10 protein-coding genes are annotated in these 11,104 nt (G+C 68.0%); 4 read left to right on the top strand and 6 right to left on the bottom strand.

The genetic code is table 11. The annotated features are described in order from the left end of the window. Window positions 1-3 precede the first annotated feature (3 nt). The gene (locus tag E0H92_RS34785) at window positions 4-792 is read right to left on the bottom strand and encodes an ABC transporter ATP-binding protein (protein WP_130386923.1); all 789 of its coding nucleotides are present in this window, start codon (window positions 790-792) and stop codon (window positions 4-6) included. Window positions 793-808: 16 nt separating this feature from the next. Then, window positions 809-1,675, bottom strand: a complete 867-nt coding sequence (locus E0H92_RS34780) for an ABC transporter permease (protein ID WP_131466745.1) — start codon at window positions 1,673-1,675, stop codon at window positions 809-811. A 1,219-nt stretch (window positions 1,676-2,894) separates the two neighbouring features. On the opposite strand from E0H92_RS34780, the gene E0H92_RS34775 reads away from it, so the two are divergent. Further along, entirely contained in the window at window positions 2,895-3,884 is a 990-nt protein-coding gene (locus tag E0H92_RS34775) for a helix-turn-helix domain-containing protein (RefSeq protein WP_131466746.1), read from the top strand. A gap of 7 nt (window positions 3,885-3,891) precedes the next feature. Here the strand turns inward: E0H92_RS34775 and E0H92_RS34770 are convergent, their stop codons facing one another. Then, window positions 3,892-4,989: an aspartate-semialdehyde dehydrogenase gene (locus E0H92_RS34770; RefSeq protein ID WP_338068887.1), complete on the bottom strand. Its 1,098-nt coding sequence runs from the start codon at window positions 4,987-4,989 to the stop codon at window positions 3,892-3,894. A 5-nt stretch (window positions 4,990-4,994) separates the two neighbouring features. Beyond that, the gene (locus tag E0H92_RS34765) at window positions 4,995-6,263 is read right to left on the bottom strand and encodes an aspartate kinase (RefSeq protein ID WP_131466747.1); all 1,269 of its coding nucleotides are present in this window, start codon (window positions 6,261-6,263) and stop codon (window positions 4,995-4,997) included. Window positions 6,264-6,424: 161 nt separating this feature from the next. Between E0H92_RS34765 and E0H92_RS34760 the strand changes: the two genes are divergently transcribed. Both E0H92_RS34760 and E0H92_RS34755 read left to right on the top strand, forming a co-directional pair. After that, window positions 6,425-6,745, top strand: coding sequence for an ArsR/SmtB family transcription factor (locus E0H92_RS34760; RefSeq protein ID WP_131292795.1), 321 nt, complete (start codon window positions 6,425-6,427; stop codon window positions 6,743-6,745). A 31-nt stretch (window positions 6,746-6,776) separates the two neighbouring features. Then, a complete protein-coding gene (locus E0H92_RS34755; protein WP_131466748.1) occupies window positions 6,777-7,361 on the top strand; it encodes a dihydrofolate reductase family protein in 585 nt (194 codons plus the stop codon). On the opposite strand, the gene E0H92_RS34750 is transcribed toward E0H92_RS34755, so the two are convergent. After that, window positions 7,244-8,455 carry an MFS transporter gene (locus E0H92_RS34750; RefSeq protein WP_238153275.1) on the bottom strand — a complete coding sequence of 404 codons (1,212 nt, stop codon included), beginning with the start codon at window positions 8,453-8,455 and terminating at the stop codon, window positions 7,244-7,246. The genes E0H92_RS34755 and E0H92_RS34750 overlap by 118 nt on opposite strands. Window positions 8,456-8,536: 81 nt before the next feature. Here E0H92_RS34750 and dinB point away from each other — a divergent pair, with 81 nt between their 5' ends. Beyond that, window positions 8,537-9,733 carry a DNA polymerase IV gene (gene dinB, locus E0H92_RS34745; RefSeq protein WP_131499251.1) on the top strand — a complete coding sequence of 399 codons (1,197 nt, stop codon included), beginning with the start codon at window positions 8,537-8,539 and terminating at the stop codon, window positions 9,731-9,733. On the opposite strand, the gene E0H92_RS34740 is transcribed toward dinB, so the two are convergent. After that, entirely contained in the window at window positions 9,730-11,100 is a 1,371-nt protein-coding gene (locus E0H92_RS34740; protein ID WP_131499250.1) for a serine/threonine-protein kinase, read from the bottom strand. The genes dinB and E0H92_RS34740 overlap by 4 nt on opposite strands. Window positions 11,101-11,104: the final 4 nt, after the last annotated feature.

Raw genomic sequence — 11,104 nt, 5'->3', positions numbered from 1 at the left:
TGGTCAGAGGTCCTCGAGTGAGACAGCTTCTGCTTCGCCGACCTGCAGGAACTTCGTGTAGGCCTGGATGACCTCGTTCGGCTCGCCGCGCATCATCAGCTTGCCCTTGTGCAACCAGATGCAGTCGTTGCACAGCTCGCGGACGCTGCTCATCGCGTGGCTGACCAGGAACATCGTGCGGCTGTTGGTGACGAGCTCCGACATCTTGGCCGCGGCCTTGGTCTTGAACGACGCGTCACCGGCGGACAGCGCCTCGTCGATCAGCAGGATGTCCGGGTCCATGTGCACCGCGACGGAGAACGCCAGCCGGCTGAACATGCCGGACGAGTACGTCCGCATCGGCATCTCCATGAAGTCACCGAGCTCGGCGAACTCCGCGATCTCCTCGTACCGGGCCTCGATCTCCTTGCGGCTCAGGCCCGCCGCGAGTCCACCGAGGACCACGTTCTCCTTGCCGGACAGGGCGGCGTTGAAGCCGACGCCCAGCGACAGCAGCGTGGAGACCCGGCCGTGCACCTCGATCCGGCCCGAGGTCGGCGGCAGGATGCCGGCGACCGCGCGCATCAGCGTCGACTTGCCGGCGCCGTTCGCGCCGATGATGCCGATCGTGGTCCCGTGGTTGACGTCGAACGAGACGTTCTGGACGGCCTTGACCTCACGGACCGCCCGCTCGCCGCGACCGAAACGCACCAGGGCGCTCTTGAAGGTCGGCACCCGCTCGAACGTGGTCCGGTAGGTGATGGACACGTCCTGCACCTTGACGGCCGGAATGTCCGAAGGGCTCTTCTGCATCGGCTTCTTCTCAGTGTCAGAGACGGACAACGAACTCACGCTCCCTCGACATGAAGAACAGCGAGCCGACCACGAAGGCGACGATCGCCCAGAACCCACCGCCGGCCCACATCTGCCACTTCGGGATGTCGCCACGCACCAGCAGGTCCGCCCAGCCGCCGATCAGCGGGTAGAGCGGGTTGTACTGGATGAAGCCCTTGAACTTCTCCGGGGCCTGCTCGGCGAACCACAGCACCGGCGACAGGTACAGCCAGATCCGCACGAAGTACGGCAGGAAGCTGGTCGTGTCCCGGAAGTACACCTGCAGGGCCGCGAAGATCATGCCCATGCCGGCGGCGAAGACCGTCAGCATGATCAGGAACACCGGAGCCAGCAGCATCGCCCAATGGAAGGGCTGCCGCATCGCCAGGTGGATGACGAGGTAAACGCCCAGGGTCGGCAGGAAGCGGAAGAACGCCGTCCGCACCGCGGACAACGGCAACAGCATCCGCGGGAACGACTGGTTCATCAGCAGCTTGCCGCCACCGACGACGCTGGCCGCACCGGCCGTCATGGCACCGGAGAAATAGTAGAAGGCGAAGAGGCCGCCGCACATGTGCGCGAACCGCTCGCCGGCATCGATCTTGGAACTCCCACCGGCGATGATGTCGACCAGTAGGTAGTAGACCGCTGCCAGGAGCAGTGGGTTCAGCACCAGCCACACCTGGCCGAAGAAGGTGTTCGTGTTGGCGGCCCGGATGTTGGTCCGGGACATCTCCGCTGCGAACTCCCGCCGCTGCCACAGCGCCTTGAAGTACGGGCGCAGTTTCGGCAGGCCGACCTTGTGTGGTTCGTACACGTGCACCGACGGGTTGAACTCCTCGTCGACGCTAGTCGCGTTCATTCAGGCGATGCCTCTCTCTGCCGGAAAGTTGGATCCACGATGGCCGATCACCTGGGTTTCGGCGGTAGCCGCCCGGGGTACGGCGACGTGCCACGCAGACCGGGAAGCAGAGTAGCGGATCGGCACGGACGCCGACGACACAGCGGTCCTCCTTAGTGAGCAACGACGTACGGACGGCTACCAAACGTCGTACCCCGCTGCGTCCACAACACCTGCGTCGTCCTTCGCCGATCGTTATCCGGAATATACATTTGACAGCCTGGGACGACCAAAACGCCTTCCAGCCAAGTCAAATCGCGGTCAATTCACGAGGTACGACGCTACCCCGGCGCGCGAAGTTGACGTGACCTGTCACACCGGCCGTGTGATCAGCGAGGTCAACGGGGACGGGTGTTACGAGCGGGACCCCAGGAAGTGCGTCCTGGCCGGGGCGTGCCGGGCGGCGGACGTGACACGCAACATCACATCCGCGCTCCCCATGGACAGCCTCACCATCCACGGAGCACCCTTCAGCACCCCCTGGGGTTCCACCGTCGATCCGGGAGCACGTCCGCAGTGGGCGGTAGCGGACAGCCGCGCCGGATCGGGCAGCACGATGACCAGGGCGGCGGTCATCGCGCATCGAGCCCGTCGGGAGACGAGCTCGTTCGTCCGTCCCCAGAGGTGCTGCGTTCGCCGGCAGGTGCGCGCAGCAGGTGTGGGGACGGACCGGAGACCGCAGGAGGACAACGCCCGCCGGGATCCCTGCAAGGACCCGCGGGCGCTGGGGACGGCGGCACCGGTACGGTCGGCGGCACAGGGCGGAACCGGTCGCATCGGGCACTCCTCCTCATCGGCCTCACGATTGGAGATGCCACATTTTGTACACCCTCCAGCACAGCCAGTGATGGCACGGAAGTGCGAGGGCACCGATGCGCCGGGATCGAGACCCAACCGAAACAGGCTCCGCTGACGAGACAGCCAACTCGGGCCAGAATTGGAACAGCAGCCCGGCGGCGCTCAGGTGGTCCGTCGCCGGGCTGCTGGACCTCAATTCTCGCTCACGACTGCGCGGAAATGGTGGCCAGATGGTGACACGGCACAACAATGCTGACAGGACAACAAATATCGCTGCGTGCATTTGGGTCGACACGTTCAGTGCCGACGGCTCTGGATCGCCCCGTCTAGGCTGGAGGGGCGGTAGCGGACGGTGACAGCAGCCGGAAGGGAGGGGAGCGTTGTGAGCACAACGGACACGGAGCGTATCGGCCATTTGAAGGTGCTCGGGCTCAACGACGACGAGATCAAGGTCTACCAGCATCTGCTGCGGACCGGCCCGTCGTCGATCACCGAACTGGGCGAGGCGGTCCCCGACCGGGAGCGCTCGATCGACGCCACCCTGGGCGGCCTGGTGCAGGCCGGGCTGGCACGGCGATCCGGTTCGGACCACTCGCGCTACCTGCCGGTGCCGCCGGACGCGGGTCTGGAGGCGATGACACTGCGCCGCGAGTCCGAGCTGAAGCAGGCCCGGATCGAGGTCCTGAACGCGTACGACGAGTTCCGCCGGACCGTGCACAACGAGTCGACGACGCACCTGATCGAGGTGGTCACCGGCAGCGCGATCGTCGAGCGGATCCACCAGATCAAGAGCGGCGTACAGCGCGAGATCCTGGCCATCGACTCCCCGCCGTACTACATCGGCGGACCGAACCAGGAGGAGATCGACCAGCTCCGTCGCGGTGTGTCCTACCGGGTCGTGTACTCACCGGAATCGGTCGAGGTGCCCGGGTACCTGACCGAGAACATCCTCCCGTGTGTGGAGGCCGGCGAGCAGGCGCGGGTGCTGCCCGACGTACCGGCGAAGCTGACGATCATCGACGGCGCGATCGCGTTCGTGTCGATGTCCGCGCGCGACACCGACGTGAACCGGTCACTGCTGATCATCCGGCCGAGCAGCCTGCTGTCCGCGCTGATCGGGATGTTCGAGCTGTGCTGGCGCAACGCGCTGCCGCTGCACGCGTCCGTCGGCGCCGAGGACGACCGCCTGGAGCCGATCGAGCGCCGCCTGCTGGCCCTGCTGGCGACCGGCGCCGCCGACGACACCATCGCCCGCACCCTCGGCATCAGCCGCCGGACGTTCTTCCGCTACCTGGAGCGCCTGATGAACCGCACTGGCGCCAGCACCCGCTTCCAACTAGCCCTGCACGCAGCCCGGGAGAACTGGTTGTAGGCCGTTCCTAGGCTTCGGCGGGGATGAACTCCTTGGCGACGACCTCTGCGATCTGGGCCGTGTTCAGGGCGGCGCCCTTGCGGAGGTTGTCGCCGCAGACGAAGAGTTCGAGGGCGTTCGGGTCGTCGAGTGACTTGCGGATCCGGCCGACCCAGGTCGGGTCTGTGCCGACAACGTCGGCCGGCGTCGGGAACTCGCCCTCGGCCGGGTTGTCGAAGAGCAGCACGCCGGGAGCGTCCCGCAGTACCTCGCGAGCGCCGTCGGCGTCGACCTCCTGGACGAACCGGGCGTGCACCGACAGCGAGTGCGTGGTGACGACCGGGACCCGCACACACGTCGCGGACACCTTGAGATCCGGCAGCCCGAGGATCTTGCGGGATTCGTTGCGGACCTTCAGCTCCTCCGACGACCAGCCGTCGTCCTTGAGCGAGCCGGCCCACGGTACGACGTTCAGCGCCAGCGGGGCCGCGAACGGGCCGAGGTCGTTCCCGACCACCCGCCGCACGTCACCCGGCGTACTCCCGAGCTCCCGGTTCCCGGCCACCTTCGCCAGCTGGTCGTGCAACGCGTCGATCCCGGACTGCCCGGCACCCGACGCGGCCTGGTACGACGCGACCACGAGCTGCTCGAGCTCGTAGCGGTGGTGCAGCGCGCCCATCGCGACGATCATCGACAGCGTCGTGCAGTTCGGGTTGGAGATGATGCCCTTCGGCCGGTTCCGGGCCGCCTCGGCGTTCACCTCGGGGACCACCAGCGGCACGTCCGGGTCCATCCGGAACGCGCCGGAGTTGTCCACCACAACGGCGCCCTTGGCGGTCGCGATCGGCGCCCACTGCGCCGACACCTCGTCGGGGACGTCGAACATCGCCACGTCGATCCCGTCGAAGGCCTGCTCGCTGATCGCGACGACCTCGACCTCCTCGCCGCGGACCTTCAGCCGTTTCCCCGCGGAGCGCTCGGACGCGATCAGCCGGATCTCTCCCCACACGTTCTCGCGGGTCGAGAGCAGGGCCAGCATCACCGACCCGACGGCACCGGTCGCACCCACCACCGCCAGCGAAGGCAGGCCCGTCCGGTCGTCGATCTCGTTGTCCAATGCGCTCACAGGGGTCACCGTCCAGTTCCTCCGTACACGACAGCCTGGGTGTGCTCGTCGTCCAGGTCGAATGCGGTGTGCGCCGCGGTCACGGCAGCGTCCACCAGGTTCTCGTCCACGACCACCGAGATCCGGATCTCCGAGGTGGAGATCATCTCGATGTTCACGCCGGCGTCGGCGAGCGCGGAGAAGAACTTCGCGGAAACGCCCGGGTGCGAGCGCATTCCGACCCCGACGACCGAGACCTTTCCGATCTGGTCGTCGTACAGCAACTGCTCGTAGCCGACCTCGTCCTTCATCCGCGCCAGCGCGGACATCGCCCGGGCGCCGTCGGCGCGGGGCAGCGTGAACGAGATGTCGGTGCGGTTGGTGGCGACCGCCGACACGTTCTGCACGATCATGTCGATATTGGTGTCGGCACCGGCGACCGTCTCGAAGATCCGGGCCGCCTCACCCGGCTTGTCGGGGACGCCGACCACCGTGATCTTGGCTTCGCCGCGGTCCTGCACGACGCCGGAGATGATCGCCTGTTCCATCTGATCCAGTTCCTTCGCATCGACGACCCAGGTGCCTTCCTTCTGCGAGAAGGAGGAACGCACATGGACGGGGACGTTGTAACGCCGCGCGTACTCCACGCAGCGCAGGTGCAGCACCTTGGCGCCGCAGGCAGCCATCTCGAGCATCTCCTCGTAGGAGATCTTCGGGATCTGCTGGGCGGCCGGCACGATCCGCGGGTCCGCGGTGAAGATGCCGTCCACGTCGGTGTAGATCTCGCAGTAGTCGGCCTCCAGCGCGGCGGCCAGCGCGACCGCGGTGGTGTCGGAGGCGCCGCGGCCCATCGTGGTGATGTCCTTGGTGTCCTGGGCGACGCCCTGGAAACCGGCCACGATCGCGACGTGGCCCTCGCCCAGCGCGGCCTCGATCCGGCCGGGCGTGATGTCGATGATGCGCGCGTTGCCGTGCGCGGCGGTCGTGATCACGCCGGCCTGCGAGCCGGTGAAGCTGCGCGCCTCGTAGCCCAGGTTCGCGATCGCCATCGCCAGCAGCGCGGCCGAGATCCGCTCACCCGAGGTGAGCAGCATGTCGAGCTCGCGCGGCGGCGGCAGCGGAGAGACCTGCTGGGCCAGGTCCATCAGTTCGTCGGTGGTGTCGCCCATGGCGGAGATCACCACCACGACGTCGTTCCCGGCCTTCTTCGTCGCGACGATCCGTTGGGCCACGCGCTTGATGCAATCGGCGTCGGCGACCGAAGAACCGCCGTACTTGTGTACGACGCGTCCCACAGTGTTTCTCCTCAAACCACTGGTTGCGGTACGCCGTGCGGCGTTGCACCAGGCGTAGTCGTTCGGTTCATTCTAGCCGTGACCTGACCGTTGCCTACCGGCTGACCAGCAACCGGTCAGCGGTACTTGTCCATATAAGTCATCACTGAAATACTGTACCGGTGCACGCGTTCGACATTCTCGGCGACCCGGTCCGGCGCCGGATCCTGGAGCTGCTCGCCGACGGCGAGCTGCCGGCCGGCAGTATCGCCGGCACGATCGGCGCGGAGTTCGGCATCAGCCAGCCGGCCGTGTCCCAACACCTGCGGGTGCTGCGCGACAACGGGTTCGCGACCGTGACCGTCGACGGCACCCGGCGGCTGTACGCCGTCGATCCCGGGCCGCTGCGGGAGATCGACAGCTGGTTGGACCGGTACCGCAAGTTCTGGACGAACCGGCTCGACGCCCTGGAGACCGAACTGCACCGCGGCCGCCGGACATAACCTTCGAGGCATTAGCTGCATCTCAGTTGGTATGCGGAACATCGTGGCCAGACTGTGCATGTCCGAGGACGGAATCGTCGAACGCCCGGAGCAGTGGCTGGCGCGGCCGGCGATCGGCCAGCTGATGCCGTCGACCGGGAGCGTGCTGTTCGGCCGGCGGACGTTCGAGCGGTACGCCGGCTCGCTGGGACTCGACGACACCCGGAACCTCGTGGTCGGATCCCATCCCGTGGTGGCTCGCCCCCGCACCGAGATGCTGCAGGGCGACACACGCCGGGTGCTGAACGCGCTGAAGTCCGTTCCTGGCGACGACCTGCACGTGGTCGGCAGCCTGACGCTGGTCCGCTCGCTGCTGCGCTGGCGGCTGCTCGACGAGATCTCCCTGCTGATCCACCCGGTCGCCGCGGGTCGCGGCATGCTCCTGGACCGGCGGCACCTGCAGCTGATCTCGATGTGCGCCCGCGACGGCGGCGTACTGGAGGCGAACTACCGTGTGCGCTACGCCGCGACCGCAGCGCCGTCGACCGCACTGGTGTCGACCGGCCGATGGGGCGGGACCCGCAGCAGGGACAGGGTCGCGAGCACCGTGAGGCCCGCGGTCAGGACCCACGCGTAGCGAACGCCGAACCCCTCGACCACCGCACCGGCGACGGCGGATCCGACGGCCGACCCGACCATTCCACCGCTCTGCGTCCAGCCGAAGATCTCGGTGTGCGCGGACGTCGGCGTGAGCGCGCCGACACGTTCGTAGAGCGCGGCGACCGTCGGCGCGATCATGCAGCCGGCGGCGAACATCGCGATCGCCAGCGCGACCACGGACGACGTCACGAAGATGCAGACCGCGACCAGTGCGGCAAGCAACAACATCCGCCGCCACACGGCCGACGTACGCCCGCCGGGCAGGGCGCCGTTGATCACACCGCCGGTCACGCTGCCGACCGCCGCGACCGTCTCGAGAATGCCGGCGATCAGCCGGTTCCCGTGCTCGTCGGCGACCGCGACCATACCGAGTGACATCGACGCGAACCCCATCACCAGACACGCCCAGGCGAACAGGATCGGCGTACGGTGCGGATGGAAGATCAACTGCCAGGCAGTGGGCCGCGGACCGGCCTCCTCGTCATGCGGTACGCCGGCTTGCTGGTTGAGACCGAACCACCAGATCGCTGCCGCCGCCGTGACCGCACAGGCCAGCAGACCGGCCCGTGGACTCGCGAAACTGACCATGATCGCGCCGAGCATCGGGCCGAAGACGAACAGCAGCTCCTGTGCGGTGGCGTCCAGCGAGTACACCGCACGGAGGCGGGAGCCGTGCACGATCCGCGGCCAGTTGGCGCGGAGCGCGGACGTGACGGGCGCTACGAACACACCAGCCAGCACAGCCGCGACCGGGAGCACCCGATACCAGCTGTACGGCAGTAGAGCGAGCACGGCCATCCAGACGCCCCAGGCCATCCCGGTGCCGATCACTACCTTGCGTGCACCCTTACGGTCCGCCATCCGGGACCAGACGACACTCGCAACCGCCGTACCGACCGAGTAGGCGCCTGCGACCACACCAGCCCAGCCGAAGTTGCCGGCGGCGTCCTTGGCGAGGAACGCCAGCGGGACCATCGTCGCCAGCACCGGCAGCCGCGCGATCAAGGCGGAGGCGAGCAGCGCCATCACGCCTTGGGTCTGCCAGAGATCGCGGTATGCCGTCAGGTCCATAAGGCTCATTCTTTCCTGACATCGATGTCCACCGCGTCAGGAATTCTCCCTATCTGTTTTGTCGGTGGTATATGCGAACATATGTTCGTGCACGGGCTGGCGACGATTCTGCATGCCGATCTGGACGCGTTCTACGCGTCGGTCGAGCAGCGCGATGACCCGCGCCTGCGCGGGCGGCCGGTGATCGTCGGCGCCGGTGTGGTGCTCGCCTGCAGCTACGAGGCGAAGGCGTTCGGCGTGCGGACCGCGATGAACGGCGGGCAGGCGTTGCGCCGCTGCCCGGGCGCGATCGTGGTCGAACCACGGATGTCGGCGTACTCCGAGGCCAGCAAGGCGGTGTTCAAGGTCTTCGAGGACACGACACCGCTGGTCGAAGGGCTCTCGATCGACGAGGCGTTCCTGGATGTGGCCGGCCTGCGAAAGATCCGCGGTACGCCGCTGGAGATCGCTGTGCGGTTGCGCGCCGAGGTGATGTCCCGGGTCGGGCTGCCGATCACCGTCGGCGTGGCGCGGACGAAGTTCCTGGCGAAGGTGGCGAGCGGCGTCGCGAAGCCGGACGGCCTGCTCGAGGTGGCACCGGAGCGGGAGCTGGAGTTCCTACACCCGTTGGATGTTTCGCGGCTGTGGGGCGTCGGCGAGGTGACCGCGGAGAAGCTGCGGAATCGCGGGCTGACCAAGGTGGGCGACGTCGCGATGCTGCCCGAGGCGGCGCTGGTCGCGATGCTCGGGCGGGCCTCCGGGCGGCATCTGCACGCCCTCGCGCACAACCGGGACCCGCGTCCGATCGAAGTCGGCCGCCGGCGCCGCTCGATCGGATCGCAACGGGCGTTGGGGCGTTCGCCGAAGTCCCCGGCCACGCTGGACGCCGTCCTCGCCGGGCTCGTCGATCGCGTCAGTCGCCGGATGCGCTCCGCGGGCCGCTCCGGCCGGACCGTGACGCTGCGGCTGCGGTTCGACGACTTCACCCGCGCCACCCGCTCCCATACGTTGCCGCAGGCAACAGATCAGACACGCGCGATCCTGGTTACCGCCCGCGCGCTGCTCCGCGCGGCCAACCCGCTGATCACCGCCCAGGGCCTGACCATGATCGGCATCTCCGTCGGCAACCTGGAGAACGAGGCCGCCCTCCAGCTGGCGCTCCCGTTCGACAAGGCCGCCAACAACGAGCTCGACTCCGCCCTCGACCAGGTCAAGGACAAGTTCGGCACCAACGCGATCACCCGGGGCGTCCTCCTCGGCAAGTCGCAGGGCCTGGAGATGCCGATGTTGCCGGACTAGAAGGTTTTGTCGTGGAGGTTGGGGGCGTACCAGTTGAGGGCGGCGCGGAGTTCGTTCACCTGGGTTCGGCGGTTGTTCGGCGATCCGCCGTGGGCGATCGGGTAGAGGCGGAGACCGCCGTGATGGTGCCGGGAGACCGGGAGCTGGTTCTGGTACGGCGGCTCGAGCCAGGCGACCAGCCACGGGCGCTTCATGTCTCCGCCGACGCGGAGCCTCGTCACGCCTTGCCACGGGACGGTGGCCTGGCGACGTCTGCGGTTGACCGTCAGTCCTGCTGACGAGAGGCGGAATACGACCTTTGGTCGGAGGGCGAGGATCCAGTAGCGGACGGCCAGGCAGAAGAAGGCGAGGGAGATCAGGGCGGAGAGCGATGACAGGACCGGGTGGAGGGCTTTGACCTGTGGGTCGGCGGGGATGAACGCCAGCCAGAGGAAAGTGCTGATCGCCGCGAAGACGGTTGGTCGCGTTCGGCTGGTCGCGAAGGTCGCCTCGACGAGCTGCGGTTGCGGGACTTTGGTTGGTGGCAGGACTTTGGTGGGTGGTGGGAGCAGGGTCGTCGGCGGGTTTGTAGTTGTGGGGCCGAGGATTCGCAGTACCTCGGCGGGCGTCGGCCGGTGGGCGGGGTCGCGGGCGAGGCATCGGCGTACGACGTCTGCCACCGGCTCCGGCAGCGGCGGGAGCTGTGGTTGCTCGTTGACGATCCGATGGAGCAGCGACGCCGGACTCCCGGTCGCGTACGGACCGCGCCCCGACGCGGCGAACACCAGCACCGCGCCGAGAGCGAACACGTCACTCGCCGGTCCGACCCCCGTCCCGGTGATCTGCTCCGGCGACAAGTACCCCGGCGTACCGATCACCATCCCGGTCGCGGTCAGGCTCGCCTCCTCCAGCGCCCGCGCTATCCCGAAGTCGATCACCCGCGGCCCGTTGCCGGTCAGCACGATGTTCGACGGTTTGAGATCGCGGTGCACGAGACCGCTCGCGTGAATCGCCGCCAGCGCCTCGGCCAGCCCACTCGCCAGCGATCGCACCGCGTCCGGCGGCAACGGCCCGGACGTCTCGATCGCCTTCTGCAGCGTGGGTCCCGGCAGGTACTCCGTCGCCAGCCAGGGCCGATCCGCCGACGGATCGGCATCGACGACCGGCGCCGTGAACGCGCCGCTGACCCGCCGCGCCGCATCGATCTCGCGAGCGAACCGCGCCCGGAATCCCGAGTCGCCGGCGAGCTCGTCGCGCACCACCTTCACCGCGACCAGCCGCCCGCCCGGCGAGCGCGCGAGGTACACCGCACCCATCGCACCACGGCCGAGCCGCCCCTGGATCGCGAACGGCCCGACCACCGCCGGATCCTGTGGATGCGTTGTCATCAGG

The organism is Kribbella speibonae, assembly GCF_004331375.1.
Lineage (GTDB): Bacteria > Actinomycetota > Actinomycetes > Propionibacteriales > Kribbellaceae > Kribbella > Kribbella sindirgiensis.
The sequence above is the reverse complement of the archived record's forward strand: the minus strand, read 5'-3'. Positions and strand labels throughout refer to the sequence as shown.

Coding starts and splice junctions, on each gene's coding strand:
- E0H92_RS34785 (WP_130386923.1), bottom strand. CDS start 792: ATGCAGAAGAGCCCTTCGGACATTCCGGCCGTCAAGGTGCAGGACGTG.
- E0H92_RS34750 (WP_238153275.1), bottom strand. CDS start 8,455: ATGGACCTGACGGCATACCGCGATCTCTGGCAGACCCAAGGCGTGATG.
- E0H92_RS34780 (WP_131466745.1), bottom strand. CDS start 1,675: ATGAACGCGACTAGCGTCGACGAGGAGTTCAACCCGTCGGTGCACGTG.
- E0H92_RS34740 (WP_131499250.1), bottom strand. CDS start 11,100: ATGACAACGCATCCACAGGATCCGGCGGTGGTCGGGCCGTTCGCGATC.
- dinB (WP_131499251.1), top strand. CDS start 8,537: ATGTTCGTGCACGGGCTGGCGACGATTCTGCATGCCGATCTGGACGCG.
- E0H92_RS34755 (WP_131466748.1), top strand. CDS start 6,777: ATGCGGAACATCGTGGCCAGACTGTGCATGTCCGAGGACGGAATCGTC.